This is a genomic window from Yimella sp. RIT 621 (assembly GCF_004146205.1).
GTDB lineage: Bacteria > Actinomycetota > Actinomycetes > Actinomycetales > Dermatophilaceae > Yimella > Yimella lutea.
Genome location: NZ_SEIP01000005.1, coordinates 42,073 through 68,295 on the forward strand (window position 1 = coordinate 42,073; position 26,223 = coordinate 68,295).

Sequence of the window (26,223 nt, forward strand, 5' to 3'; positions counted from 1 at the left end):
ACCGTTCGGCGCATCATTGCGCGGTGGCCGACGGGGGAGCGGAGCCACCGGTGGGTTCGCCGACCATGAGTTCGTCGATCTGGGATCGCCACGGTTCGCCCAGGCGTCCCCAGCCCGGCTCGTACTCGTAGATCTCGCCGACCGGTGTGCCCTTCCGGTTGCCGAGCATGAGCTCGACGTCGTCCTGTTCGAGCAGGCTCGGGTGCATGACGCCGACGGCCTCGCTCACCTTGAGCAGGTCACGGCGCATCGCGCGCAGGTAATTGGCGACGCGGACCGCCTTCAGCTCCGGGTCGAGGCCGCGCTCCAGCCACTTGTTCTGAGTCGCGACACCGGTGGGACAGGTGTCCTTGTGGCACTTCTGGGTCTGCAAACAGCCGATCGCGAGCATCGCTTCGCGGGCGACGTTGACCATGTCGATGCCGAGCGCGTAACCAACGGCCGCATTGCGCGGCAGACCCAGCTTCCCGGAGCCGATGAATGTGAGCTGATCGGTGATGCCGGTCCTCGCGAACCGGGCGTACACCCGGGTGAACCCGATCAGGAACGGCAGCGCCACCGCGTCGCTGAAGACCAGCGGTGCGGCACCGGTGCCGCCTTCGCCGCCGTCGATGGTGACGAAGTCGACACCGCGCTGACCGTCGGCCATGGTCGCCGCCAGTTCGTCCCAGAAGGCGAGGTCGCCGACGGCCGACTTGATGCCCACCGGCAGACCCGTGCGTTGCGCGATGAGTTCGACGAAGTCGAGCATCGAATCGACGTCGCTGAACTCCGCGTGCCGGGACGGGCTGATGACGTCCTGACCGGCCGGGACGCCCCGGATCTCGGCGATCTCCTGGCTGACCTTGGCGGCCGGCAGCACGCCGCCCAGGCCGGGCTTGGCGCCCTGCGACAGTTTGATCTCGACGGCGCGGACGGGTGCCGACTCCACCAGAGCTGCGAGCCGATCGATGTCGAACCGGCCGTGCTCGTCCCGACAGCCGAAGTAACCGGTGCCGATCTGGAAGATCAGGTCCCCGCCCTGACGGTGGTGCTTGGACAGCCCGCCCTCACCGGTGTTGTGCAGGGCGCCGGCTTGCTTCACGCCGGCGTTGAGGGCGTGAATCGCGTTGCCGGACAACGATCCGAAGCTCATCGCCGACACGTTCACGACGCTGCCCGGCCGGAACGCCTTCGCGCGTCCGCGGGGCGCGCCGAGGATCTTCGCGCTGGGCAGGACGACGTCGTTCCCGACGTGGGCGCCGGTCGGAGGGGGAGTCGGACTGAATGTGCGGTGCTTGATGATCGAGTAGCCCTCGTCGGTCTCGACGTTGTTGTCGGTGCCGAACGCGACGTAGTTGTTCTCGCCCTTCGCGGAGGCGTAGATCCAGGCGCGCTGGTCGCGGCTGAACGGCCGTTCCTCGTCGTTCGACGCCACGACGTACTGCCTCATCTCCGGACCGATTGTCTCGATCGCGTAGCGGGCATGACCGATCAGCGGGAAGTTGCGAAGCAGGGAGTGCTTGCGCTGCAGCACGTCGCGGGCGGCAACTCCGGCGGCTGCCATCAACGGCACGGCGATCAGCGAACGGTTCATGAGGGAAGTCTGCCGTCTGCGCGCCTCGTCCGAGCCTGCCGGCCCCGACAAGTGTGACCGGCGCCTGATCGGACGCGTGACCGGAGCACCGGTGTGCCGCCGGTACCATGGTCCAGTTCCCGGGCCGGTCGACCATTGCTGGTCGCTGCCCAGACCTCGACGATGAAAGTGAACCGCGCGTGGCATCCACGAACGACCTTAAAAACGGAATGGTCCTCAAGATCGACAACGGGCTGTGGTCGGTCGTCGAGTTCCAGCACGTCAAGCCCGGTAAGGGCCCGGCCTTCGTGCGCACCAAGCTCAAGAACGTCCTGTCCGGCAAGACCGTCGACAAGACCTTCAACGCCGGCGTCAAGGTCGAGACCGCGAATGTCGACCGCTCCGACATGCAGTACCTGTACAAGGACGGCAACGACTACGTCTTCATGGACGTGAAGTCCTACGACCAGATCAACATCCCCGCCGAGACCGTCGGCGATGCAGCGAACTTCCTGCTGGAGAACCAGGAAGCCATCGTCGCCCAGAACGAGGGCACCGTGCTGTACGTCGAGCTCCCGGCCGCCGTCGTCCTGGAGATCACCCACACCGAACCGGGCCTGCAGGGTGACCGCTCCACCGGCGGCACGAAGCCCGCGACGTTGGAAACCGGCGCCGAGATCTCGGTGCCCTTGTTCCTGGAGACGGGCACGAAGGTCAAGGTCGACACCCGCGACGGTTCGTACCTCGGCCGCGTGAACTGACGTATGGGTGCTCGCACCAAGGCGCGTAAGCGCGCACTCGACCTGCTCTTCGAGGCCGAGCAGCGTGGCGTGAACGCGGTGACCCTGCTCGACGAGCGGGTCGAGGCGCCGGTGACCCCGGCGCCGCTGCCGGAATACACCGGCGACCTCGTGCGTGGAGTCGTGCGCAACTGGGCGGCGATCAACGACGCACTCACCACGTACGCCAAGGACTGGCCGCTGGACCGGATGCCCGCCGTCGACCGCAACCTGTTGCGCATCGGCGCGTTCGAGTTGCTCTACAACGACGAGGTGCCCGACCGCGTGGCGATTGCCGAGGCCGTCGGCCTCGCCACCGAGCTGTCGACCGACGAGTCGCCGAAGTTCGTCAACGGCTTGCTCAACCGGCTGGCCGAGGTCAAGGACACACTGGTCTAGAAACGACCGGAGGTTCGGGGGAGGACGAGTGCGGAACCGCGCGCGCAGCAGCGCCGTCGCAGCTGACGTGACCGCGCTCGCCCCCGAACGATCGACAGCAGTTGCCTGCAGGGCTGCCCGCACGGCGCGTTGGGCGCTCGTCGACGTCGTTCGTGGTGTCGCGATCGTGGCGGTGGTGCTCTACCACCTGGTGTGGGACCTCGGCCATTTCGGCGTCACCGAGCACTGGGCCCGAACGCCGTCGGGGCGCATGACAGGACACGTCATCGCCGGCACCTTCTTGTTGCTCACCGGCGTGAGTCTCGCTCTGGCACACCGGCATTCGGTCGACCTTCGGACGTTCGGACGACGGTTGCTCAAGCTGCTCGCCGCCGCGTACGCCATCACCGCGGTGAGCCTCGTCCTGGCGCCCCAGTTCATGGTGACCTTCGGGATCCTGCAGAACATCGCGCTCACCAGCGCGCTGCTGCTGCCTTTCCTTCGGGCCTCGCGGTTGGTGGCGATCGGCGCGGCTCTGATCAGCGCGGCGCTTCCGGCGATCGTCTCCATCGACTCGACATCGCGCTGGGTCACCTGGACGGGTCTGACGCCGACGCTCTCGCCGAGTCTCGACGTGCAACCACTACTGCCTATGTTCGCGCTGTCGCTGCTCGGCCTCGTCCTCACCCGCACGTTGCTGGGCAATGAAGCACTGCGGGACCGGGTGGCGTCCTGGCAGCCCACCGGCCCGGTCTCGACCGCGTCGCAGACACTCGGGCGGCACACACTCGCCATCTACCTTGCCCACCAGCCTGTGCTGTTCGGCGCTCTGTCCCTGCTTGTGTTGCTCGAACTCATCTAAGAGCCCTCAACGTGCCCAAGACCCGGTCGCTGAGAGCATCTGCACGATAAGGTTTGCCTATCTGTCTCAATCCCCGGGGGGAACCGCACCGCATGGACCCTCACCGTCGAACCCGCCGGGCCGGCGTGGTGGCAGCACTGCTGGCGGGTGTGCTCGCCACCGGCTGCAATGGTGCTCGTTCAGCAGGCACGGCCGCCTCGACGTCCCCGGTGACCACCTCGGCCGGCACATCGAGCAGCGGATCGTCCCCCAGCTCGACGGCGCTGAGGACGGCGTCCGCCAGCACGTCGACCAGACCGGCGACGACATCGACATCCATGACACGCGACCCGGTGGGCGAAGCGCTGTTTCGTCGCGGCCTGAGCGACGAGGTCGATGTGAGTGCGCACGGCATGTCCAGCGTGCGGCAGGGTCGCTTCGTCGTCGTGGGTGATGTGCCACGCGGGCGCCTGGCTCAGATCGCGAGCACTGCCGTGAAGTTCGACGGCGAGGTCGCCGACTATGTCAACTCGGTCCCGAAGGAGCCGTTGCTGATCCTCGCGCCCGCGAAGGCCGACCGAATCGTTTAAGCAGGTCGTGATGCTTGGTCGGGACCGCCCGCCTGTCGGTACCGGGTGCGACCGGCAGTCGGATCTCGGCTAGGCTCGCACGCGCTCGACATCCTTTAACGATTCCGTCCTGTGAGGCGGCGAAGGAGGTCCTGACGCCATGCGTCCTGACTCAACAGACTCCCCGTCCGAAGGCACCTCTTCCACGGGTCGAGTAGTCCTCAACTCCAGCGATATTCAGCGCGCGCTGCGCCGGATCGCCCACGAAGTGGTCGAGCACAACAAGGGAGCCGATGACCTCGTCGTGCTCGGTATCCCGGCCCGCGGAGCGGTACTCGCCACACGCCTGGCCGACTCCCTGCGCGAGGTCGAAGGCACCGAGGTGCCCGTCGGCACGCTCGACGTGACGATGTACCGCGACGATCTGCGCCGCAACCCGGTGCGCACCGCGTTGCCGACGACCATTCCCGACTGTGGGGTCGATGACAGGGTCGTGGTGCTGGTCGACGATGTGCTGTACTCCGGCCGTACCGTTCGAGCGGCACTGGACGCACTCGGTGACCTCGGCCGGCCGCGCGCCGTCCGGCTCGCCGTGCTGGTCGACCGTGGTCACCGTGAACTCCCGATCCGCGCCGACCACGTCGGAAAGAACCTGCCCACGTCCAGCCAGGAGCGGGTGTACGTGCGACTGACCGAGTTCGACGATGTCGAGGACGAAGTGCGCATCGACGCCGGAAAGGCCGACATGAGCGAGGGGGACCAGCGATGAAGCACCTACTCTCGGCCGCCGATCTGTCCAAGGACCAGGTGCTCGAACTGCTCGACACCGCCGAGCAGATGCACGACGTGCAGCACCGCGATGTCAAGAAGCTGCCCGCGTTGCGCGGACGGACGGTCGTGAACCTCTTCTTCGAGGACTCCACCCGCACCCGATCTTCCTTCGAGATCGCCGGCAAGTGGTTGTCCGCCGACGTCATCAACGTCTCGGCGAAGGGCTCCTCCGTCAGCAAGGGCGAGTCGCTGCGCGACACCGTCATGACCGTCGCCTCGATGGGGGTCGACGGGCTGATCATCCGCCACCACGCCAGTGGTGCCCCCGCTCAGGTGGCCCGGTGGGTCAATGCCGCCATTGTCAATGCGGGCGACGGCACGCACGAACACCCCACCCAGGCCCTGCTGGACGCGTACACGATGCGTCGCCGGCTGGGCGACCTCGAAGGCAAACACGTCGCGATCGTGGGCGACCTCACCCACTCGCGCGTCGTGCGCAGCAATCTGCTGCTGCTGCGCACGCTCGGAGCGCAGATCACGCTGGTCGCGCCGCCGACGTTGATGCCGAGTGGTATCTCCGATTGGGCCGCGGCAGAGGGATTCTCGATCACCGGCGAGCTCGACCCCGTGCTGCCGACGATCGACGTCGCGATGATGTTGCGGGTGCAGAAGGAACGGATGAGCGGCGGCTACTTCCCGACGCCCCGTGAGTACACCATCGGCTACGGCCTGACCCGCGACCGATTGCGCAAGCTGCCGGAGCATGCGGTGATCTGCCACCCCGGCCCGATGAACCGGGGCCTGGAGATCGCGGCCGACGCCGCCGACGAAGCCCGTTCGGCGATCCTGGACCAAGTGTCCGCCGGTGTCGCCGTCCGGATGAGCGTTCTGTACCACCTGCTCGGAGGAAACGCGTGAGCACCGAAGACACCACCGAAAGCAGCGCCTACCTGATCAAGGGTGCTGACATCCTCGGCCGCGGAGCCGGCGACCTGCTGCTGGCCGACGGTGTGATCCGTGGGCTCGGCTCGATCGACGCACCTGCCGATGCGATCGTGCTCGACGCGGACGGCCTGGTCGCATTGCCCGGACTGGTCGATCTGCACACCCACCTGCGCGAGCCCGGCCGGGAGGACGCCGAGACGGTCGCCACCGGATCCGCCGCCGCCGCGGCCGGTGGGTTCACCGCCGTCCTGGCGATGGCGAACACCAACCCGGTGACCGATACCGCCGAGGCCGCGGAGCACATCCACGACCTGGGCCGCCGCTGCGGTCTGGTCGACGTTCATCCCGTCGGCGCCGTGACCAAGGGCCTGGCCGGCGAGGAACTCGCCGAACTCGGCCTCATGCACCGCAGCAACGCCGCGGTCAACGTCTTCTCCGACGACGGCAAGTGCGTACACGACGCCCGGCTGATGCGCCGCGCGTTGGAGTACGTCCGGGCCTTCGACGCAGTCATCTCCCAGCACAGTCAGGACCCGCGCCTGGCCGACGGACAGGCTTGCTGTCACGAGGGCGAACTGTCCGGACGCCTGGGACTGCCCGGCTGGCCGGTCGTCGCCGAAGAAGTCATCGTGGCACGCGATGTGATGCTCGCCCGGCACACGAACTCTCGGGTGCACGTGGCGCATGTGTCGACGGCCGGTTCGGTCGAGGTGATCCGTTGGGCGAAGGCTCAGGGCATCAAGGTGACCGCCGAGGTCACACCGCACCACCTGATGCTGACCACGGACCTGCTGGCTACCTACGACCCGACGTTCAAGGTGAACCCGCCGCTGCGCCCGAACGAGCACGTGCAGGCGCTGCGCGAGGCGCTCGCCGACGGCACGATCGATGCCGTCGCAACCGATCACGCCCCGCACGCGCGCCACGACAAGGAGCACGCGTTCGGCGAGGCAGCCTTCGGCATGTTGGGTCTGGAGCAGGCGCTGCAGGTGGTCAACACGGTGATGCACCGGGACGGCACGTTGGATTGGGCGGGGGTCGCTGACCGAATGTCCGGTGCACCCGCACGGATCGCCGGGCTCGCCGGTCAAGGGCGCCCGCTCGCCGAAGGGGAGCCGGCCAACCTGGTGCTCTTCGATCCGGAAGGTCAGGTCGTCATCGACGGCGCTGCCTCGCAGTCGCTGTCCCGCAACAACCCGTGGCACGGACGCACCCTGCACGGACAGGTGGTCGCCACCTTCCTGCGCGGTCGCGCCACTGTGCTCGATGGAGAGGTCAACTCGTGAATTCCGTTGTGAACCAAACCCGCTCGCTCGAAGAGAGGGAGCGGGCGGTGCTCGTGCTGGAGGACGGCACGAGGTTCGAGGGTGAGGCCTACGGTGCCGTGGGCAGCACGTTCGGAGAGGCCGTTTTCTCGACCGGCATGACCGGCTACCAGGAGACACTCACCGACCCCAGCTACCACAAGCAGGTCGTGGTCATGACCGCGCCGCACGTCGGCAACACCGGCGTCAACGACGACGACGCCGAGAGCAAGCGCATCTGGGTGAGCGGCTACGTGGTGCGTGACCCCGCCCTGCGCCCGTCGAACTGGCGCTCGCAGCGCACGCTCGAGGACGACCTGCGCGAGCAGGGTGTGGTCGGCATCTGCGGCGTCGATACCCGGGCGCTCACCCGTCACCTGCGCGAGCGGGGGGCCATGCGGGTTGGGATCTTCTCCGGACCCGACGACATCGAGGGCGACCTCGTCGAGAAGGTTGCCGAGCAGCCGTTGATGGCCGGGGCTGAACTGGCGTCCGAGGTCTCCACCGAGCGGGCCTACGTCGTGCCGGCAGTGGGGGACAAGCGGTTCACCGTGGCCGCGCTCGACCTGGGCATCAAGGCGATGACCCCGCAGCGGATGGCCGAGCGAGGCATCGAGGTCCACGTGCTTCCGGCGACCTCGACCATCGGGGAGATCCGGGCCGTGAACCCAGACGGCGTCTTCTTCTCCAACGGCCCGGGTGACCCGGCGACGGCCCCGCAGGTGGAGGTGCTGCGCGAGGTGCTGCGCGCCGGGATTGCGTTCTTCGGCATCTGCTTCGGCAACCAGTTGCTCGGGCGAGCGCTCGGGTTCGGCACGTACAAGCTGAAGTACGGCCACCGTGGCATCAACCAACCGGTGATGGACCGTCGCACCGGCAAGGTCGAGATCACCGCGCACAATCACGGCTTCGCGGTCGATGCGCCCCTCGACGGGGACGTCGAGGCCCCGGCCGGCGCCGAGTTCGGACGCGTCCGCGTCTCCCACGTGTGCCTCAACGACGACGTGGTGGAGGGCCTGGAGTGCCTGGACATCCCAGCGTTCTCGGTGCAGTACCACCCCGAAGCTGCCGCCGGTCCGCACGACGCCGCATACCTGTTCGACCGCTTCGTCGAACTGCTCGAAACCACTGCAGGAGGCAAGCACTGATGCCCAAGCGCGAGGACATCAAGTCGGTCCTGGTGATCGGCTCCGGCCCGATCGTCATCGGTCAGGCCTGCGAGTTCGACTACTCCGGCACCCAGGCCTGCCGGGTGCTGCGCGAGGAGGGGATCCGGGTCGTCCTGGTCAACTCCAACCCGGCGACGATCATGACCGACCCGGAGTTCGCCGACGCCACCTATGTCGAGCCGATCACCCCGGACGTGGTCGAGGCGATCATCGCCAAGGAACGCCCGGATGCGGTGCTGGCCACCCTCGGCGGCCAGACCGCCCTCAACACGGCGATCGCCCTGCACGAGCGCGGGACGTTGGAGAAGTACAACTGTCCGCTGATCGGTGCGAACGTCGAGGCGATCGAACTCGGTGAGGACCGGGAACGGTTCAAAGGTGTCGTCGAGCGCTGCGGCGCCGAGTCGGCGAAGTCGACGATCTGTCACTCCATGGACGAATGCCTCGACGCCGCAAAGGAACTCGGCTACCCGGTCGTCGTCCGTCCGTCGTTCACGATGGGCGGTCTCGGCTCTGGTTTCGCCTACGACGAGGACGACCTGCGCCGCATCGCCGGCGCCGGTCTGCAGTACAGCCCGACGACCGAGGTGCTCCTGGAGGAGTCGATCCTCGGCTGGAAGGAGTACGAACTCGAGGTGATGCGTGACCACGCCGACAACGTCGTGGTGGTGTGTTCGATCGAGAACCTCGACCCGATGGGCGTGCACACCGGCGACTCGATCACCGTCGCCCCGGCGCTGACGCTCACCGACCGCGAGTACCAGAAGCTGCGCGACATCGGCATCGCCGTGATCCGCGAGGTCGGTGTCGACACCGGCGGGTGCAACATCCAGTTCGCGGTCAACCCCGCCGACGGACGCATCATCGTCATCGAGATGAACCCGCGAGTCTCGCGATCGTCCGCATTGGCTTCCAAGGCAACGGGATTCCCGATCGCCAAGATCGCGGCCAAGATGGCGATCGGTTACACGCTCGACGAGGTGCCGAACGACATCACCGAGCAGACCCCGGCCAGTTTCGAGCCGACGCTCGACTATGTGGTGGTCAAGGTGCCGCGGTTCGCGTTCGAGAAGTTCCCTGCGGCCGACCCGACGCTGACCACCACGATGAAGTCGGTGGGCGAGGCGATGTCGATCGGCCGCAACTTCACCGAGGCCCTGCAGAAGGCGCTGCGTTCGATGGAGCGCAAGGACGCGACCTTCCACTGGCGCAAGGACATCGCGCCGACCATCGAGGCCGGTCGCGAACTGCTGGAGCAGGCGAAGACACCGACCGACGGGCGAATCGTCCTGGTGCAGCAGGCGTTGCGTTCCGGGTTGTCTGTGCAGGAAGTGCACGACGCGACCGGTATCGACCCGTGGTTCCTGGACCAGATCGAGCTGATCAACCAGATCGCCACGAAGGTGGAACAGGCCGACCGGCTCACCCCGCAGCTGCTGCGCCTGGCGAAGCGGCACGGCTTCTCCGACAGCCAGTTGGCGCAGCTCACCGGCACCCCGGAGGCGGTCGTCCGCGGCGTCCGTCACGCGCTCGGTGTGCGTCCGGTGTTCAAGACGGTCGACACGTGCGCGGCGGAGTTCCAGGCGTCCACCCCCTACCACTACTCCACCTACGACCAGGAGAACGAGGTCGCGCCGCGCGAGAAGCCGGCCGTCCTCATCCTCGGGTCCGGGCCCAACCGCATCGGTCAGGGAGTCGAGTTCGACTACTCCTGCGTGCACGCGTCGTTCGCTCTGCGCGAAGCGGGTTTCGACACGGTCATGGTCAACTGCAACCCCGAGACCGTCTCAACCGACTACGACACCTCCAGCCGGCTCTACTTCGAGCCGCTGACGCTGGAGGACGTCCTCGAGGTCTTCCACGCCGAGAAGCAGGCCGGCCCGATCGCCGGTGTGATCGTGCAACTCGGCGGGCAGACGCCGCTCGGGCTGGCGAAGGCACTCAAGGACGAAGGTGTGCCGATCGTCGGCACCTCGCCCGAGGCGATCGATCTCGCCGAGGACCGCGGAGCCTTCGGACGCGTGCTCGCCGAGGCCAACCTCCCGGCGCCCAAGCACGGCATCGCCTACAGCGCCGCCGAGGCGGTCGGGGTCGCGAGCGACATCGGCTACCCGGTGCTGGTGCGGCCCTCGTACGTGCTCGGTGGACGCGGCATGGAGATCGTCTACGACGACGACACGTTGCGCGAGTACGTCACCCGGGCGACGACCGCTTCGCCGGAACACCCGGTGCTGGTCGACCGCTTCCTGGACGACGCCATCGAGATCGACGTCGACGCGCTCTTCGACGGCAACGAGATGTACCTCGGCGGCATCATGGAGCACATCGAGGAGGCCGGTATCCACTCCGGTGACTCCGCGTGCACCCTGCCGCCGGTCACGCTCGGCGCGCAGGAGATCGAACGGGTGCGCGAGTCCACCCGTCGCCTCGCCGAAGGCATCGGCGTCCGTGGGCTGATGAACGTCCAGTTCGCCCTCGCGCAGGACATCCTCTACGTGCTGGAGGCCAACCCCCGGGCCAGCCGCACCGTGCCGTTCGTCGCCAAGGCGACCGGGGTGCCGCTGGCGAAGGCGGCCGCACGCGTGATGCTGGGCGCGAGCATCAAGCAACTGCGCGACGAAGGGCTGCTCCCACAGACCGGCGACGGCTCGGAACTGCCGAGCCACGCGCCGATCTCCGTCAAGGAGGCGGTGCTGCCGTTCAAGCGCTTCCGCACCCGGGAGGGCGACGTCGTCGACAGCCTGCTCGGCCCGGAGATGCGTTCGACCGGTGAGGTCATGGGTATCGACCGCGACTTCGGCTCGGCGTTCGCCAAGGCCCAACTCGGCGCGATCAGCGGATTGCCGACGTCCGGCGTGGTCTTCGTCTCCGCCGCGAACCGTGACAAGCGCGCGATGATCTTCCCGGTGAAGCGGCTGACCGACCTCGGGTTCACCGTCATGGCGACCGGCGGTACGGCAGAAGTGCTGCGCCGCAACGGAATTCCGGCACAGGTAGTGCGCAAGCACAGTCTCGGACGCGGCGCGGACGGTGAACCGACGATCGTCGACCGCATCCTCGCCGGCGAGGTCGACATGGTGTTCAACTCGCCCTCGGGCGGTGGAGCACGGGCGGACGGCTACGCGATTCGTGCGGCCACGACCAGCATGGACCGGCCGATCATCACCACCGTGCAGGAACTCGGTGCCGCGGTGCAGGGCATCGAGTCGTTGCAGACGGGGGAGATCCGGGTGAAGCCGCTGCAGGCTCACGCCGCGGATCTCGACCTGTACGGCCGGACGGGCGCAGCGGGTGCTGGTCACCAGCAAAGCTGAGGTCATCGCGACCCGGCGGATGGGCGCGTTCCGGCACCTGACACTGGTCGCGCCGCAGATCGCCGACATCGCCAAGCCGGGTCAGTTCGTGTCCGCCGCGGTCGGTGGTCACGCCTCGGCGCTGGTCGGGCGACGCACCGTCCCGATCAGCAACGCGTCACCCAGTGGCACGTACGGCGGCACGGTCGAGATCATCGTCGACTCCGACGGTGACGCCGGCGTCCGGTGGCTTGCCGAACGCCGAGCCCACGACGAGGTCGACCTCATCGGGCCGATCGGTCGGCCGTTCCCGTTGCCGTCGAGCGCGGTCGATGCGGTCGTCGTCGGGGTGGGTGCGAGTGCTGCTTCGCTGAGCTGGCTCGCCGGCCAGTTGCGTGATCGAGGCTGCCGGATCGACCTGGTGCTGGGCGGCACCGATGACCGGCACCTGGTGGGAGTCGTCGAGGTACGCCGCATCGTCGGCAACGTGTCCGTCGTGCTGCCGTCAGCTGACACCAGCCTGGCGCAGCAGGTGGCCGCGGCCGTGCGTCAGTTGCTGCGCACCGGTGACGCGTCTGTGGTCTACGCGGCCGGCAGAGCGCCGCACCTGGCCGCAGTGGCCGCGGTGGCGCAGCCGTTCGGTGTCGTCGTCCAGTGCTGCATCGACGAGGAAATGCCCTGTGGCACAGGACTGTGCGGTAGCTGCGAGGTGCCGGTGCAGTCGAAATCGGGCGACCGGCATTCGATCCGTTGCTGTACCGAGGGCGCTGTCCTTCGTGCCGACCGGGTGCGTTGGCCGCTGTACCTGCAGGACCTGTCCGGCGCCTCGACCGTGGTCACGTCATGAGCGCCGCACTCGACGCGCTCGCGGTGGACGTCGGCGGGCTGCGTCTGAAACACCCGGTGATGGGTGCCTCCGGTTGCGTGGCCTTCGGGCGCGAACTCAAACGCCTGGGCATCGCCGACGATCTCGCGGCCATCGTCACTCCGTCGATGACCGCCAGCACCCGCCCGGCCTCACGACGCGGGGTGCTGCGGGAGTCGGCGAGCGGTCTGCTCGCACCCACCGAGCGTCCCTCGTTGGGCGTCGACCGATTGCGACCGACCGCGTTGCCATGGGACGGCGATGCGATCGGGCAGGTCGTGGTGTCGATCGCGGGCACGACGATCGGCGAATACGCCGAAGTGGCACTGGGATTGCGGCGCAACTCGCTGATGCGCAGGGTCGCAGCTGTCGAGATGAACCTGGCGTGCCCCGACGCGAAGAACTCCGGACGGCCGTTCTCGCACGACGAGTTCCAGGCGACCAAAGCGGTGGCCCGGGTGCGCGAGGAACTCCCGCGCTCGGTGCCGCTGCTGGCGAAGCTCAGCGCCGACGTCACGGACGTCGCCGACATCGCCCGTGGGTGCGTGAAGGCCGGCGCGACGGCGATCGTGGTCGGCAGCCCGTTGCGTGCGATCGGTCGTCCCTCCGGTCCGCACCAGCACATCGACGTCGCTGCCCCCAGCGGTGGCCTGTCCGGCCCGGCGATCCTGCCGGTCACGTTGCGCGCGATCTGGGACCTGCGTGCCGCCGTCCGTTCGGGACGTCTGGCTCCCGTGCATCTGGTTGCCGTCGGGGGAGTGAGCAGCGCGGCGGATGCACTCGCGGCGCTCGCCGTCGGAGCCACCGCCGTGCAGTTGGGCACGGCTCTGCTGCACGATCCGTCCAGCGCGCGCTCCGTCGTCGATGGTCTGTCAGAACACTTGAGTCACAACGGAATCGACAGCGTGCTCGACCTCGTCGGGCTCGCTCACGAAGGGTGAACGATGCAGACCTCGACCCAGACCTCGATGCAGACCTTCGGCTCACGCCTCAGCGCCGCCATGAACCAGCACGGTCCGTTGTGTGTCGGCATCGACCCGCACGCGGCTCTGCTACGGGACTGGGGTTTGACCGACGATGTCGACGGTCTGCGTGAGTTCGCGCTGCGATGTGTCGAGGCGTTCGGTGGGCACGCAGCGATCGTCAAACCGCAGGCGGCCTTCTTCGAACGATTCGGATCGGCCGGCGTCGCCGTCCTGGAAGAGACGTTGGCCGGGCTGCGTGCGGCCGGGACGTTGAGCCTGCTCGACGTCAAGCGGGGCGACATCGGCAGCACGATGGACGCGTACGCCGCGGCGCACCTGGGGCCGGCGGCGCCGACGCGGGCGGACGCCATCACGGTGAGCCCGTTCCTCGGCGTCGGCAGTCTCGAGCCCGCGTTCGAACTCGCGCGTGCGACCGGCTCCGGCATCTTCGTGCTCGCGCTCACCAGCAATGCAGAGGGCGCGCAGGTGCAACACGCACGGCAGCGCGACGGGCGCACGGTCGCGCAGACGGTGATCGACGCGGTCGCCGACCTCAACGACGCGACCCCGGCCGACCGGCGGGTCGCCGACATCGGGCTGGTGGTCGGCGCGACGACCGGCAAGGACATCGCCGATCTGAGTCTGGGCGACGCCCTCGAACACTGTCGCGGGCCGCTGCTGGCGCCGGGCCTCGGGGCGCAGGGCGCGACCGTCGAGGACATCGCTCGCGCCTTCGGTGCGGCGTCCGCACAGGTGCTGCCGTCGGCGTCCCGGTCGGTGCTCGCGGCCGGTCCGGACGCTGCTTGTCTGCGGGAGGCGTTGCGTGCGACCGCGGCCCACGCCGCCGCGGCCCTGGGCTAGGGTCTGACCGGACGCCTTCGGGCGTCGAGCGAACGTCGGTCAGGATCGAGCGGCGATCGATTGACCTGAACACCTCTGTGGCCCAAGGAGATTTCGCGTGGCACTTCCCGAGTTGACGCCTGAGCAGCGCGCCGAGGCTCTGGCGAAGGCGGCGGAGGCCAGGCGCAGACGCGCCGCCGTGAAGAACCGGCTGAAGAACTCGCAGGGATCGCTGCAAGAGGTCATCGACAGCGGTCGCAGCGACGAGATCATCGGCAAGATGAAGGTGTCCGCCTTGCTGGAGTCCATGCCCGGCGTCGGCAAGGTCCGCGCAGCGCAGATCATGGACGAGATCGGGATCGCCTCGACCCGTCGGGTGCGTGGTCTGGGCAACCACCAGATCGCCGCTCTGTTGGAGCGTTTCGAGAAGCGCTGATGTCGACCACCGCCTCCAACTCATCCCCGTCCGGCGCGGCGCCCCTGTTCGTGCTGGCCGGCCCGACCGCCGTCGGGAAGGGCACGGTCGCGGCCTACATCAGGCAGAACTACCCGAAGGTGTGGCTGTCGGTCTCGGTCACCACACGGGCCCCGCGTCCCGGTGAGGTCGACGGCGTCCACTACCACTTCGTCGACCAGGCCGAGTTCGACCGGATGGCCGAACAGGACGAACTGCTGGAGTACGCGATCGTGCACGGCCGGGCCAGTTACGGCACCCCGCGCCGTCCGGTGCAGGACGCGATCGAAGCCGGCCGCCTGCCGTTGCTCGAGATCGACCTGCAGGGCGCACGCCAGGTGCGCGAACGGATGCCGGACGCCTTCTTCGTGTTCCTGACGCCGCCCAGCTGGGACGAACTCGTGCACCGACTCATCGGCCGCGGCACCGAATCCGCGCAGGAACAGGCCGTCCGGCTGGAGACCGCGCGCGCCGAACTGGCTGCCCAGAAGGAGTTCGACGCCACCATCGTCAACGAGGATGTTGGGGTTGCCGCCGCAGAACTCGTAGACTTGATGGAGCGGCACGCTTCGGCGGCCCGCGCAACGCACTGAAAACACCCCGAACGAAACGAGAGCTTCTTCGTGTCTGGCACCAAGGCTGCCCCCGAGGGCATCACCAACCCGCCGATCGACGACCTGCTGCAGGTGGCCGACTCAAAGTACGCGCTGGTCATCCTGGGCGCCAAGCGCGCACGGCAGATCAACGCCTACTACTCGCAGCTGTCCGAAGGTCTGCTGGAGTACGTCGGCCCGTTGGTCGACAGCCAGATCAACGACAAGGCCCTGTCGATCGCGCTGCGCGAGATCAACGACGGACTGCTGAACGTCGACAAGGTCGAGGCCTAGTCACCACCGGCATGCGCATCGTTCTCGGTGTCGGCGGAGGTATCGCCGCGTACAAGGCGTGCACCCTCCTTCGCCGATTCACCGAGTCCGGGCACGACGTCACCGTCGTGCCCACGGCGTCCGCGCTGAAGTTCGTCGGCGCTCCCACCTGGGCGGCGCTGTCCGGTAAACCGGTCAGCGACCAGGTCTGGGACGACGTGCATCGCGTGCCGCACGTCCGGATCGGCCAGGAGGCCGACCTGGTGGTCGTCGCGCCGGCCACTGCCGACCTGCTCGCGAAGGCGGCGCACGGTCTGGCCGACGATCTGCTGACCAACACCCTGCTCACCGCACGCTGCCCGGTCGTGCTCGCGCCGGCGATGCACACGGAGATGTGGACGCACCCGGCGACGGTTGCCAACGTCAGCACGCTGCGCGAGCGAGGCATCGATGTCGTCGAGCCGGCGTCCGGTCGCCTCACCGGCGCGGACACCGGCCCGGGACGCCTGCCGGAGCCCGAGGACATCTTCGAGCACTGCCGCTGCTACCTCGAGGGCGTGAGCTGCGGCCCCGATGACGAACTCAACGGCAAACACGTCGTGATCAGCGCGGGCGGCACCCGTGAACCGCTCGATCCGGTGCGCTATCTGGGCAATCGTTCCTCCGGCAAGCAGGGGTACGCGCTCGCCGCTTCGGCCGCGCGCCGGGGCGCCCGGGTGACGCTCGTGTCGACGGCCTCCTTGCCGGTGCCCGGCGGCGTCGACCTGGTGAAGGTCGAGACCGCACTCGAGCTCGAACGTGAGATGAAGGCACTCGCCGGCGGGGCCGACGTCATCGTGATGGCCGCAGCCGTCGCCGACTTCCGTCCGGCGCAGGTTTCCGCCGCCAAGATCAAGAAGGGTTTCGCTGCCGGTGACCCGGATGCACCCACCGTCGAGTTGGTGCGCAACCCCGACATCCTGGCCGGCCTGGTCGAAGCACGCGGCGACTCGCGCACGCCGTACATCGTCGGGTTCGCCGCCGAGACCGGTGACGAGCACGGTGACGTCCTCACTCATGCCCGAGCCAAGTTGGAACGCAAGAAGTGCGACCTGCTCGTCGCCAATGAGGTGGGGGACGGAGTCACCTTCGGGCAGGACACCAGCACCGTCCACCTGATGCGTCCGGGGCAGGAGCCCGTCACGGTGGGTCCGGCGGACAAGAATCTGATCGCCGACACGGTGTGGGACGCGGTGGGTCAGGACCTCTCCTGACCTTTACACTCAGGTCGGCCCGGCGACGGGTCGACACAAGCCAGCAGCCGCTGCAACGAAGGAGATAACAGGTGGCACGCCTTTTCACGTCCGAGTCGGTGACCGAGGGACACCCGGACAAGATCTGTGACCAGATCAGCGACTCGATCCTGGACGCGATGCTCGCGCAGGACCCGAACTCCCGTGTCGCCGTCGAGACGATGGTGACCACCGGCCTGGTGCACGTCGCCGGTGAGGTGCGTACCGAGAGCTACGTGCCGATCGCCAAGCTCGTGCGCGAGACCATCATGGAGGTCGGCTACGACAGCTCGCTCAAGGGCTTCGACGGCAACTCCTGTGGCGTGTCCATCTCCATCGGTGAGCAGTCGGTCGACATCGCCCAGGGCGTCGACCAGGCCCACGAGCACCGTGCCGAGGGCGGCACCGAGGCGCTGGACGCGCAGGGCGCCGGCGACCAGGGGCTGATGTTCGGGTACGCGTGCGACGACACCGCTGAGCTGATGCCGCTGCCGATCTTCCTCGCGCACCGCCTGTCCGAGCGCCTCACCGCTGTCCGCAAGAGTGGCGAGCTGGCCTACCTGCGCCCCGACGGTAAGACCCAGGTCACCATCTCCTACGAGGGTGACAAGGCCGTCAAACTCGACACGGTCGTGCTGTCGACCCAGCACTCGGAGGACATCTCGCTCACCGGGATGCTCGAGCCCGACATCGACCAGCACGTCATCAAGCCGGTGCTGGAGGAACTCGCCGCGAGTGGCAACAGCCTCGACGTCAGCAGCTACCGCAAGCTGATCAACCCGACCGGCAAGTTCGTCATCGGTGGCCCGATGGGCGACGCCGGCCTCACCGGCCGCAAGATCATCGTCGACACGTACGGCGGCATGGCACGCCACGGTGGCGGCGCGTTCTCCGGCAAGGACCCCTCGAAGGTGGACCGTTCGGCCGCGTACGCGATGCGTTGGGTCGCCAAGAACGTCGTTGCCGCGGGCCTGGCCACGCGCTGCGAGGTGCAGGTCGCCTACGCCATCGGCAAGGCGCAGCCGGTCGGTCTGTACATCGAGACCTTCGGCACCGAGGCCGTCCCGGCCGACAAGATCCAGGCTGCGATCACCTCGGTCTTCGACCTGCGTCCGGCTGCGATCGTGGAGCAGCTCGACCTGCTGCGTCCGATCTACAAGCCGACCGCTGCGTACGGCCACTTCGGCCGCACCACCGCAGACGGTGTCGACAACCCGTTCACCTGGGAGCAGACCAACCGCGTCGAGCAGCTCCAGGCCGCAGCCCGATAGTCGCTCACGCGGATTTCGTGCTCCGGTGGACTGATCGACCGGCGTGTCGTCGACGGCTGATAGAACGATCCCGTGGCAGACGAGCACCCGGCGACACCGCAGCAGTTGGAACTGCTGCGGACCGCCGCGCGGGCGAAGAAGCAGCGTCCGGAGCCGACGCTCGCGCAGTTCGATCCGGTGGCGGTGGTAATGCTCGACCTCGGCGTCGCCCACCTCGATCGCACCTTCGAGTATGCCGTCCCGGCCGACCTGGACGAGGCCGCACGGCCCGGCGTGCGGGTCAAGGTGCGCTTCGGCGCACAGGACGTCACCGGTTACCTCCTCCAGCGCACGGCGACGGCCGAGCACGTCGGCAAACTCGTCCCGCTGCGCACCGTCGTCTCCGACGAACCGGTGCTCACTCCCGAGATTCTGCGTCTGTGCCGACAGATCGCCACCGACCAGGCCGGGTCGGTGTCCGACGTCGTCCGGCTCGCTGTTCCACCCCGTCATGCCCGGGCCGAGGGCGCGCTGGCGACCGAAGGCAGTGCGCCGTGGACGCCGCTGCTGGAGACGAGCGCGGCTTGGGCGCGTTACCCGGCGGGGCCGGCATTACTGCGCCGGATCGGAGCAGGGCAGGCGCCCGCAGCGTCCTGGCTCGCTCTGCCGAGCACGGATCCGGCACTCGATTGGCCGCGGGCGCTCGCCGACGCCGCCCGAGCGGCCCTGTCCGCCAAGCGGGGGGTCATCATCACCGTCCCCGATCACCGCGACGTCGAACGCGTCGCGCGCGAACTCGATGACCAGATCGGCAAGGACTCCTATGTCCGACTCACCGCTGACCAGGGGCCACAGGCGCGTTACACCGCCTGGCTCAAGGTGCTGCGGGGTCATGTGCAATGCGTGGTCGGCAACCGCGCCGCGGCATTCGCGCCGGTGCACGACCTCGGCCTGATGCTGTGCTGGGACGACGGCGACAACCTGCTCACCGAACCGCGGGCTCCGTACCCCACCACCCGCGACATCCTGTGGCGCCGACATCTCGACTCCGCGGCCGCCCTCGTGCTCGGCGGGTTTGCGCGCTCCGTCGCCGTCGCGCAATGGATGGACGAAGGAAGGGTCGTCTCTGTGGAGGCCCGGCCCGTCCGGGCGCAGTTGCCCCGGGTCAACGTCGCCGGCGACGACCGCGAGGTGGAGCGGCACGGCCCGGCGGCGCATGCTCGCCTGCCGGCCAGCGCCTGGAAGGCATTGCACGACGGACTGCAGACCGGACCGGTGCTGGTGCAGGTGCCTCGCCGCGGATACGTTCCCCGGTTGCGCTGTGTCACCTGTGGTCACGCGGCGCAGTGCCCGACCTGCCACGGCCCGCTGCAACTCGCCGGCTCCGACCAAGCTCCGCACTGCGCGTGGTGCGACACGCGAGTGGACGGGTTCCGGTGTCCCGAGTGCGATGACACCCGCCTGCGAGCATCCGTCATCGGTGCTCGGCGCACCGCCGAGGAACTGGGACGCGCGTTCCCGGGTGTGCCGGTCGTGCGATCCGGAGCGGGCCAGATCGTTGCCCGCGTGCCCGCAGCACCGGCCCTCGTGATCTCCACACCGGGTGCGGAACCCGTTGCCGAGCAAGGGTATTCAGCCGTCCTCCTGCTCGACGCGTGGGCAATGCTCGACCGGCCGTCCCTGCAGAGCAACGAACAAGCGATGCGCCAGTGGTTGGCAGCCGCGGCACTGTGCCGTTCGGCGGACGACGGCGGAGTGGTCGTGCTCGCCGGCGCGGAGGCGACGTCGCCGGTCGTGCGGCATCTGGTGCGATGGGCCCCAGCGGCCCTCGCCGAGAGCGAACTCGCCGAGCGCACCGCGCTCGACCTACCACCCACCCGCTGGACGGCCACGCTCACCGGTACGCCGGACGCAGTGACGGCGGCGGCGTCCACCGTCCCCGGCTGGCTCGAGCGCTTCGGTCCGGCACCGCTCCCGGGCCCGGAACCCCAGGTGCGATTGCTGCTGCGAGCCCCGGCGGACCGCGCCGGGCAGGCCTCGGGCGCCATCACCGCGTTGCGTACTTCGCGCAGCCTCGCGAGGGCCAAGGACCACCTGTCCGTACGGGTCGACCCGGACGGATCGACCCTCTGATCCGGGCGATACGGTTTCCGGCATGGATCTCGACATCGACCTCGATGACGAACGCTTCGCACCCGCCCCGGCCGAAGCCGTGATCTTCGACCTCGGCAACGTCCTGATCCGGTGGATCCCGCAGGACGCGGTGGCGGCCGCACTCGGGCCGGACAAGGCGCGAGAATTCGTGCACCATCCCGAGTTCGATTTCTTCGCCTGGAATCTCACCAACGACGCCGGACGTACACCCGCGCAGGCCGTGGCCGACGTCCGCGCCCGGTTTCCGGAACTGGAGCCCGCCGCGCAGGCCTACATCGACAACTTCACCGCCTCGCTCAGCCCGATCGAGGGTTCGATCGAGGTGCTGCGTGAACTCGACCGGGCCGGTGTACCCCTGGTGGCGCTCACCAACTGGAATGCCGACCTCTTCGCGCTCGCGGAACAGCAGTACGACTTCCTGGAGATCTTCGAGGACATCGTCGTGTCCGGCGAGGAGGGCGTCGTCAAGCCCGACCCGGAGATCTGGGAGGTGCTTGCCGAGCGCACCGACCACATCGGCGGCATCGACGACTTCCTGTTCATCGACGACTCGATCGTCAACGTGCAGTCGGCCGTCGAAGCCGGCATCGACGCCGTCCAGTTCACCGGTCCAGAGGATCTTCGTCAGGACCTCGCCGCCCGCGGGTACGACGTGCGTCCGGTGGCCTGAGCGTGCGCATCGTCTTCGCGGGCACTCCTGAACCCGCCGTTCCTTCCCTGCAGGCCCTGCTCGAGTCCCGGCACGAGGTGGTCGGCGTCGTGTCCCGGCCGGACGCTCCTGCCGGGCGCGGACGCTCGCTACGACCGTCACCGGTGAAGGAGGTCGCGGTCCGGGAAGGCCTGCCGGTCTCCACCCCGGGGCATCCCAAGGAACCGGATTTCCAGGAGTGGCTGCGCGCGCTGCAGCCCGACGTGTGCCCCGTGGTCGCGTACGGTGCCCTTGTGCCGCGTGCGGTGCTCGACATCCCGCGACACGGCTGGGTGAATCTGCACTTCTCGCTGCTGCCTGCCTGGCGCGGTGCGGCCCCCGTCCAGCACGCCTTGCTGCACGGCGACGACGTCACCGGTGCCACGACCTTCCTGCTCGAACAGGGTATGGACACCGGACCGGTGCTGGGCACGATGACCGAGACGATCAAACCGAGCGACACCTCGGGCGACCTGCTGCAGCGGCTCGCCGGCGCAGGCGCCGGCCTGTTGGTCGCCACCCTCGACGCGATGGAAGAGGGCACGATCACCCCTGTTCCGCAGCCCGCCGAAGGCGTCTCGACGGCGCCGAAGATAACCGTTGACGACGCTCGGATCCGTTGGCACGAGCCGGCATTCGCGATCGATCGCCGGGTGCGCGCCTGTTCACCGGCCCCGGGCGCATGGACGATGTTCCGGGACGCCCGCCTGAAGATCGGGTCGGCTCGTCCGGTCGACGAGCCAGGCCTTGCGCCAGGTGAGCTTCGGGTGACCAAGAAGGCGGTGTTCGTGGGCACGGGATCGGGCGCTGTCGAACTCGGCATCGTGCAGCCGCACGGCAAGAAGGCAGTACCGGCGCCCGACTGGGCGCGCGGCGCACGTATCGAGGAAGGGGAGTCACTGGCATGAGCGACTCCGAGCAGTCCGGCAGGAACCACGACGAATACCGCAACGCCAAAGGCCGGCAGCGTCCGCAGGCGCGTCGCACGTCCGACCGAGCCAGGTCCGAGCAGCGGCCCGCCGAGCGCCGCCGCAGCGGGGACCCGGCACGACGGGTGGCGTGGGACGTCCTGCGACAGGTGCACGACAACGACGCATACGCCAACATCGCTATGCCGAAAGCGTTGCGCGACAACAGGATCAGTGGACGCGACGCCGCGTTTGCGAGCGAGCTCGCTTACGGCACGTTGCGGATGCATGGCCTCTACGACCGGATCATCGAGCATGCCGCCGGACGCGGTGCGTCGCAGATCGACCCCGCCGTGCTCGACACCATTCGCCTCGGCGCACACCAGTTGCTCGGCATGCGAGTGCCGTCACACGCCGCCGCGTCCGAGACCGTGGCCCTGGCCCGCGAGGTCAACGGTGCGGGCGCGGCCGGGTTCGTCAACGCCGTGCTGCGTCGGGTCAGCGAACGCACCCGCGAGGAATGGGTCGCCGAGGTGACCGCCGGACGTGAGCCGCTCGCCGCGTTGGCGGTCGAGCACTCCCACCCCGAGTGGATCGTCCGGGCCCTGCGGGGTGCGCTGATCGGCTCGGGTGCCGCGGCTGCGGAGAATGTCGATGCCGAACTGCGGCGGTTGCTCGAGGCGGACAACGACCCGGCCGACGTCATGCTCGTCGCCCGTCCGCACCTGGCAACGGTCGAGGAACTGCTCGACGAGGGGGCGACGCCGTCGCGCCTGTCGCCGTTCGGTGCCCGGATGTCGGGGGGAGACCCCGGAGCCATCCGCGCTGTGCGCGACACGCGTGCTGCTGTGCAGGACGAGGGCTCACAACTGCTCGCCCTCGCTTTGGCATCGGTGCCCGTCGAGGGTGATCAGCAGGAATGGCTCGACCTGTGCGCCGGGCCCGGCGGCAAGGCGGCTCTGTTGGCTTGCCTTGCGGCAGAACAGGATTCGGTGTTGTTCGTCAACGAGGTCAGCGAACATCGCACCGACCTGGTGCGGCGGACGATGGCCGCGGCGCTGCAGTCGGGTATCGAGGTGATGATCGGTACCGGTGACGGCCGGGAACTCGGAGCCGAAGAACCCGACACCTACGACAAGGTGCTGGTCGACGCTCCCTGCACGGGCCTGGGCGCATTGCGTCGTCGTCCGGAAGCGAGGTGGCGCAAGTCGGCGTCCGACGTCGCCGGTCTGACCACGCTGCAGGGTGAACTGCTCGACTCGGCGATCGCGGCGACCCGCCCCGGCGGAGTCATCGGCTACGCGACCTGCAGCCCGCACACCGCCGAGACCACCGCGGTTGTCGCTGACGCGTTGAAGCGACACCCGGAGGTGGTCCAGGAGGACGCTCGGCCGTACTTCAAGGACGCGACGGGCAAGCAGATTCCCGACCTCGGCGACGGCCCCGGCGTTCAGTTGTGGCCGCATCTGCACGACACCGACGCGATGTTCTTCGCCCTGCTGCGCAAGCAGTCCACGTCCGTCTGACTCCCGAAAAGGTATGTCCCACATGCAGATCGCACCGAGCATCCTGTCCGCTGACTTCGCCAACCTCGAGGCCGAGCTGAAGCGGATCGGCAATGCCGAGTGGGCACACGTCGACGTCATGGACGCGCACTTCGTGCCGAATCTCACGCTCGGCCTGCCGGTCGTGGAGTCGCTGCTGAAGGTGGCGCCGATGCCGCTGGACTGCCACCTGATGATCGACGACCCCGACCACTGGGCACCGAAGTACGCCGAGGCAGGGGCACAGAGTGTCACCTTCCACATCGAGGCCGCGAAGGACCCGGTGAAGCTGGCCCGAGCGCTTCGGTCGGCGGGAGCCCGTGCGTCGATGGCGATCAAGCCGGGCACCGACTTCGCTCCGTACGAGGAACTCCTGCCCGAACTCGACATGGTGCTGGTGATGACCGTCGAACCCGGGTTCGGTGGCCAGTCGTTCATGGCGGACCAGATGCCGAAGGTGCGTCAGGTGCGCGAGGCCGCCCGCAAACACGGCGGCGACATCTGGGTGCAGGTCGACGGGGGAGTGTCCGCCAAGACCATCGAGCAATGCGCCGAGGCGGGGGCCGATGTCTTCGTCGCCGGGTCGGCGGTCTACGGCGCCGATGACGCGGCGGCCGCAGTCGACGAACTGCGCGAGCTGGCCGCATCCTGCGTCCACTGACGACGATCCACAGGCCGAACGACTACCGCCGACTGCGCTCGAGTGGTACGCAGGAGTATGCGCCGCCGGCTCGGCGACCCCTGCGAAACGGAGAATCTGTCATGAGCAACCCGACGAGCAACCCGACGAGCAACCCGATAGGCACTGTGGTCAGCACGATCGAGGAGATGGGCGGCCTCGACAAGATCAGTGAGCCGTACGCCGGCTTCGTCGGCAGATTGACCGGCAACAAGGCGGTCAAGAACATCCTTTCCGGCACCTTCCTCGGCCACCCGATCCATCCGGTTCTGTCCGACGTGCCGATCGGCGCGTACGCCATGGCGACCGTGCTCGACCTCACCGGAGCAGACGCCGCGGCGGCGCGCCGGTTGGTGGGGGTGGGGATCCTCGCCTCCGTTCCCACTGCGGCCACCGGGGCGTCCGACTGGTCGGACAGCTACGGAGCCGAACAGCGGGTCGGGTTGGTGCACGCCGCTGCCAACTCGGCCGCCACCGTCCTGCAGGTCGCGTCCTGGGTGGCGCGTGGGAAGGGTCGGCATTCCACCGGGCGGCTGCTGAGCCTGGCAGGGGTCGGTCTCACCGCGGGGGCCGGTTACCTCGGTGGACACCTGTCGTTCGTCAAGGGTGTAGGTGTCAACCACACCGCGTTCGAGCACCGCACGGACGACTGGACCGACGTCGCTGCCCGCGTCGATCTCACCCCTGGCACGCCGATGCGGGTGACGGCGGACGGTGTCTCGGTGGTACTCATCGAACAGAACGACCGGGTGTACGCGCTGTCGTCCGTGTGCACGCACGCCGGTGGCCCGCTCGACGAAGGAACAGTCCAGGACGGATGCATCCGATGCCCTTGGCACGGAAGCGAATTCAGACTGAGGGACGGCAAGCCGATGCGTGGTCCGGCGTCGGTCGAGCAGCCCAGCTGGGACGTGAAGATCGCCGACGGGCGGGTGCTGGTCAAGGCGTCCTGAACCTCAGCCTTCGCGGTCGGCATTGCCGCGCAAGAGGATGACGCGATCACCGAGACCACCCAGCCGGTCGAGTACCTGGACGGGAAGTGTCATACTGATCGGCGAAACGTGCTCCGGGGTCAGCGAAACTCTGAGCCGGCGGTGACAGTCCGCGACCCGTGATCCTCTTCGGAGGTGAGCGGTTGACCTGGTGGAATTCCGGGACCGACGGTGAAAGTCCGGATGGGAGGCGCACGTTCAGGGTCTGCTTCGGCATTCTCTGAGCACGCAGGGTGCCCTGCGGGTGTGCATCATTCGATGTCAGCCCGTGCGGGTTTCCTGGCGTTCGCCATCGCCCCGGTTCACGTCCATGACGGACGACCGAAGGAACCGATGGCGCTCAGCCCCCAGGACGAGCAGATGCTCGACCGTGCGCTGGCACTCGCCGCGCTCGGCTCTCTCGTCGACCCCAATCCACGCGTCGGTTGCGTTCTCGTGCGAGACGAAGTGGTCGTCGGGGAGGGCTTCCACGCAGGCGCGGGCACGGCCCACGCCGAAGCCGCCGCACTCGCACAGTCCGGCGAATCGGCCCGGGGCGCAACGGCTTTCATCACGCTCGAACCCTGCACGCATGTCGGACGAACGCCGCCGTGTGCACAGGCGCTCATCGACGCCGGGGTCGAGCGTGTGGTTTTCGTAGCGGCGGATCCGTCGGAGCGAGCAGGCGGCGGAGCAGCGCTGCTGCGTGAGGCCGGAATCCCCGTCGAAAAGGCGTCCCCGCGCTTCGAACAGTCCTCGAGAGCGCTGAACGAAGGTTGGTTCTTCGCGGCCGAGCACGGCCGGCCCCACGTGACGTGGAAGTACGCGACCACCCTCGACGGCCGTATCGCCGCGGCCGACGGCAGCAGCAGGTGGATCACCGGGGACGCGTCCCGGGCGGACGTCCACGCGCTGCGCGCGCGCTCCGGCGCGATCGTCGTGGGAACCGGCACCGCGCTGACGGACGACCCGGCCCTCACCGCTCGCTGCTCGGCGTACACCGGACACGACCCGCTACGGGTCGTCGTCGGGCACCGTGACCTTCCGGCGGACAGCCGGCTGCTCGAACCCGAAGGAGAAATCTGATGTTCACCGGAATCATCCAGGAACTCGGACGCGTCGAAAGCATTGAACGGCAGGGCGATTCAGCCCAGATCGTGGTGG

At 68.4% G+C, this 26,223-nt stretch carries 26 protein-coding genes and 1 riboswitch; of the genes, 24 read left to right on the plus strand and 2 right to left on the minus strand.

Annotated elements, in window-relative coordinates:
* Positions 1–13 precede the first annotated feature (13 nt).
* Positions 14–1,576, minus strand: a complete 1,563-nt coding sequence (locus EU513_RS06110) for an FMN-binding glutamate synthase family protein (protein ID WP_129625012.1) — start codon at positions 1,574–1,576, stop codon at positions 14–16.
* Positions 1,577–1,755: 179 nt separating this feature from the next.
* On the opposite strand from EU513_RS06110, the gene efp reads away from it, so the two are divergent.
* From efp to EU513_RS06125, 3 genes are read left to right on the plus strand one after another with little or no spacing between them, the layout of a single operon-like run.
* Positions 1,756–2,316 carry an elongation factor P gene (gene efp / locus EU513_RS06115; RefSeq protein ID WP_129625013.1) on the plus strand — a complete coding sequence of 187 codons (561 nt, stop codon included), beginning with the start codon at positions 1,756–1,758 and terminating at the stop codon, positions 2,314–2,316.
* Between the two features lie 3 nt (positions 2,317–2,319).
* Complete coding sequence (nusB, locus tag EU513_RS06120; RefSeq protein WP_129625014.1) at positions 2,320–2,733, plus strand: transcription antitermination factor NusB; 414 nt, start codon at positions 2,320–2,322, stop codon at positions 2,731–2,733.
* A 28-nt stretch (positions 2,734–2,761) separates the two neighbouring features.
* Positions 2,762–3,574 (plus strand): heparan-alpha-glucosaminide N-acetyltransferase, encoded by an 813-nt coding sequence (locus EU513_RS06125; RefSeq protein WP_168990168.1) that lies wholly within the window; start codon positions 2,762–2,764, stop codon positions 3,572–3,574.
* 100 nt (positions 3,575–3,674) lie between these two features.
* Here the strand turns inward: EU513_RS06125 and EU513_RS06130 are convergent, their stop codons facing one another.
* Positions 3,675–3,893, minus strand: coding sequence for a hypothetical protein (locus tag EU513_RS06130; RefSeq protein WP_129625016.1), 219 nt, complete (start codon positions 3,891–3,893; stop codon positions 3,675–3,677).
* On the opposite strand from EU513_RS06130, the gene EU513_RS06135 reads away from it, so the two are divergent.
* The 21 genes from EU513_RS06135 (at position 3,892) to ribD (ending at position 26,145) form a co-directional block, all read left to right on the plus strand.
* The gene (locus tag EU513_RS06135) at positions 3,892–4,143 is read left to right on the plus strand and encodes a hypothetical protein (RefSeq protein ID WP_129625017.1); all 252 of its coding nucleotides are present in this window, start codon (positions 3,892–3,894) and stop codon (positions 4,141–4,143) included. The genes EU513_RS06130 and EU513_RS06135 overlap by 2 nt on opposite strands.
* Before the next feature lie 139 nt (positions 4,144–4,282).
* Positions 4,283–4,891: a bifunctional pyr operon transcriptional regulator/uracil phosphoribosyltransferase PyrR gene (gene pyrR, locus EU513_RS06140; protein WP_129625018.1), complete on the plus strand. Its 609-nt coding sequence runs from the start codon at positions 4,283–4,285 to the stop codon at positions 4,889–4,891.
* Positions 4,888–5,811, plus strand: a complete 924-nt coding sequence (locus EU513_RS06145; protein ID WP_129625019.1) for an aspartate carbamoyltransferase catalytic subunit — start codon at positions 4,888–4,890, stop codon at positions 5,809–5,811. Before pyrR ends, EU513_RS06145 begins: the two co-directional genes overlap by 4 nt.
* Entirely contained in the window at positions 5,808–7,124 is a 1,317-nt protein-coding gene (locus EU513_RS06150; protein WP_129625020.1) for a dihydroorotase, read from the plus strand. The genes EU513_RS06145 and EU513_RS06150 overlap by 4 nt, the downstream gene beginning before the upstream one ends.
* Positions 7,121–8,290, plus strand: coding sequence for a glutamine-hydrolyzing carbamoyl-phosphate synthase small subunit (gene carA, locus EU513_RS06155; protein ID WP_240795943.1), 1,170 nt, complete (start codon positions 7,121–7,123; stop codon positions 8,288–8,290). Before EU513_RS06150 ends, carA begins: the two co-directional genes overlap by 4 nt.
* Positions 8,290–11,625: a carbamoyl-phosphate synthase large subunit gene (carB, locus tag EU513_RS06160; RefSeq protein ID WP_129625021.1), complete on the plus strand. Its 3,336-nt coding sequence runs from the start codon at positions 8,290–8,292 to the stop codon at positions 11,623–11,625. The genes carA and carB overlap by 1 nt, the downstream gene beginning before the upstream one ends.
* The gene (locus EU513_RS06165; RefSeq protein ID WP_240795944.1) at positions 11,603–12,451 is read left to right on the plus strand and encodes a hypothetical protein; all 849 of its coding nucleotides are present in this window, start codon (positions 11,603–11,605) and stop codon (positions 12,449–12,451) included. The genes carB and EU513_RS06165 overlap by 23 nt, the downstream gene beginning before the upstream one ends.
* Positions 12,448–13,410: a dihydroorotate dehydrogenase gene (locus EU513_RS06170; protein ID WP_129625022.1), complete on the plus strand. Its 963-nt coding sequence runs from the start codon at positions 12,448–12,450 to the stop codon at positions 13,408–13,410. The genes EU513_RS06165 and EU513_RS06170 overlap by 4 nt, the downstream gene beginning before the upstream one ends.
* A gap of 3 nt (positions 13,411–13,413) precedes the next feature.
* Positions 13,414–14,295, plus strand: coding sequence for an orotidine-5'-phosphate decarboxylase (pyrF, locus tag EU513_RS06175; protein WP_239701754.1), 882 nt, complete (start codon positions 13,414–13,416; stop codon positions 14,293–14,295).
* Positions 14,296–14,392: 97 nt separating this feature from the next.
* A complete protein-coding gene (gene mihF / locus EU513_RS06180; protein WP_129625023.1) occupies positions 14,393–14,710 on the plus strand; it encodes an integration host factor, actinobacterial type in 318 nt (105 codons plus the stop codon).
* Positions 14,710–15,321 (plus strand): guanylate kinase, encoded by a 612-nt coding sequence (gmk, locus tag EU513_RS06185; protein WP_129625024.1) that lies wholly within the window; start codon positions 14,710–14,712, stop codon positions 15,319–15,321. Before mihF ends, gmk begins: the two co-directional genes overlap by 1 nt.
* 30 nt (positions 15,322–15,351) lie before the next feature.
* Complete coding sequence (gene rpoZ, locus EU513_RS06190; RefSeq protein WP_129625025.1) at positions 15,352–15,615, plus strand: DNA-directed RNA polymerase subunit omega; 264 nt, start codon at positions 15,352–15,354, stop codon at positions 15,613–15,615.
* Positions 15,616–15,626: 11 nt separating this feature from the next.
* Positions 15,627–16,847 (plus strand): bifunctional phosphopantothenoylcysteine decarboxylase/phosphopantothenate--cysteine ligase CoaBC, encoded by a 1,221-nt coding sequence (gene coaBC, locus EU513_RS06195; protein ID WP_129625026.1) that lies wholly within the window; start codon positions 15,627–15,629, stop codon positions 16,845–16,847.
* Between the two features lie 71 nt (positions 16,848–16,918).
* Entirely contained in the window at positions 16,919–18,136 is a 1,218-nt protein-coding gene (gene metK, locus EU513_RS06200; protein ID WP_129625027.1) for a methionine adenosyltransferase, read from the plus strand.
* Between the two features lie 72 nt (positions 18,137–18,208).
* The gene (locus tag EU513_RS06205) at positions 18,209–20,248 is read left to right on the plus strand and encodes a primosome assembly protein PriA (RefSeq protein WP_240795945.1); all 2,040 of its coding nucleotides are present in this window, start codon (positions 18,209–18,211) and stop codon (positions 20,246–20,248) included.
* A gap of 22 nt (positions 20,249–20,270) precedes the next feature.
* Positions 20,271–20,939 (plus strand): HAD-IA family hydrolase, encoded by a 669-nt coding sequence (locus EU513_RS06210; protein WP_129625028.1) that lies wholly within the window; start codon positions 20,271–20,273, stop codon positions 20,937–20,939.
* A 2-nt stretch (positions 20,940–20,941) separates the two neighbouring features.
* The gene (gene fmt, locus EU513_RS06215) at positions 20,942–21,865 is read left to right on the plus strand and encodes a methionyl-tRNA formyltransferase (protein ID WP_129625029.1); all 924 of its coding nucleotides are present in this window, start codon (positions 20,942–20,944) and stop codon (positions 21,863–21,865) included.
* A complete protein-coding gene (locus EU513_RS06220; protein WP_129625030.1) occupies positions 21,862–23,391 on the plus strand; it encodes an RsmB/NOP family class I SAM-dependent RNA methyltransferase in 1,530 nt (509 codons plus the stop codon). Before fmt ends, EU513_RS06220 begins: the two co-directional genes overlap by 4 nt.
* A 22-nt stretch (positions 23,392–23,413) precedes the next feature.
* Positions 23,414–24,070: a ribulose-phosphate 3-epimerase gene (gene rpe / locus EU513_RS06225; RefSeq protein WP_129625031.1), complete on the plus strand. Its 657-nt coding sequence runs from the start codon at positions 23,414–23,416 to the stop codon at positions 24,068–24,070.
* A gap of 101 nt (positions 24,071–24,171) precedes the next feature.
* Positions 24,172–25,041, plus strand: coding sequence for a Rieske 2Fe-2S domain-containing protein (locus EU513_RS06230; RefSeq protein ID WP_168990169.1), 870 nt, complete (start codon positions 24,172–24,174; stop codon positions 25,039–25,041).
* A 105-nt stretch (positions 25,042–25,146) separates the two neighbouring features.
* A riboswitch (FMN riboswitch) is annotated at positions 25,147–25,279 on the plus strand.
* A gap of 59 nt (positions 25,280–25,338) precedes the next feature.
* Positions 25,339–26,145 carry a bifunctional diaminohydroxyphosphoribosylaminopyrimidine deaminase/5-amino-6-(5-phosphoribosylamino)uracil reductase RibD gene (gene ribD / locus EU513_RS06235; RefSeq protein WP_240795946.1) on the plus strand — a complete coding sequence of 269 codons (807 nt, stop codon included), beginning with the start codon at positions 25,339–25,341 and terminating at the stop codon, positions 26,143–26,145.
* Positions 26,146–26,223 lie beyond the last annotated feature (78 nt).

Bases quoted from the DNA above. Each gene is read 5' to 3' on its own strand.
- EU513_RS06110 (WP_129625012.1), bottom strand. From the start codon at position 1,576: ATGAACCGTTCGCTGATCGCCGTGCCGTTGATGGCAGCCGCCGGAGTT.
- nusB (WP_129625014.1), top strand. From the start codon at position 2,320: ATGGGTGCTCGCACCAAGGCGCGTAAGCGCGCACTCGACCTGCTCTTC.
- EU513_RS06135 (WP_129625017.1), top strand. From the start codon at position 3,892: ATGACACGCGACCCGGTGGGCGAAGCGCTGTTTCGTCGCGGCCTGAGC.
- EU513_RS06130 (WP_129625016.1), bottom strand. From the start codon at position 3,893: ATGGATGTCGATGTCGTCGCCGGTCTGGTCGACGTGCTGGCGGACGCC.
- pyrR (WP_129625018.1), top strand. From the start codon at position 4,283: ATGCGTCCTGACTCAACAGACTCCCCGTCCGAAGGCACCTCTTCCACG.
- EU513_RS06145 (WP_129625019.1), top strand. From the start codon at position 4,888: ATGAAGCACCTACTCTCGGCCGCCGATCTGTCCAAGGACCAGGTGCTC.
- carB (WP_129625021.1), top strand. From the start codon at position 8,290: ATGCCCAAGCGCGAGGACATCAAGTCGGTCCTGGTGATCGGCTCCGGC.
- EU513_RS06170 (WP_129625022.1), top strand. From the start codon at position 12,448: ATGAGCGCCGCACTCGACGCGCTCGCGGTGGACGTCGGCGGGCTGCGT.
- pyrF (WP_239701754.1), top strand. From the start codon at position 13,414: ATGCAGACCTCGACCCAGACCTCGATGCAGACCTTCGGCTCACGCCTC.
- gmk (WP_129625024.1), top strand. From the start codon at position 14,710: ATGTCGACCACCGCCTCCAACTCATCCCCGTCCGGCGCGGCGCCCCTG.
- coaBC (WP_129625026.1), top strand. From the start codon at position 15,627: ATGCGCATCGTTCTCGGTGTCGGCGGAGGTATCGCCGCGTACAAGGCG.
- EU513_RS06210 (WP_129625028.1), top strand. From the start codon at position 20,271: ATGGATCTCGACATCGACCTCGATGACGAACGCTTCGCACCCGCCCCG.
- EU513_RS06220 (WP_129625030.1), top strand. From the start codon at position 21,862: ATGAGCGACTCCGAGCAGTCCGGCAGGAACCACGACGAATACCGCAAC.
- rpe (WP_129625031.1), top strand. From the start codon at position 23,414: ATGCAGATCGCACCGAGCATCCTGTCCGCTGACTTCGCCAACCTCGAG.
- EU513_RS06230 (WP_168990169.1), top strand. From the start codon at position 24,172: ATGAGCAACCCGACGAGCAACCCGACGAGCAACCCGATAGGCACTGTG.
- ribD (WP_240795946.1), top strand. From the start codon at position 25,339: ATGTCAGCCCGTGCGGGTTTCCTGGCGTTCGCCATCGCCCCGGTTCAC.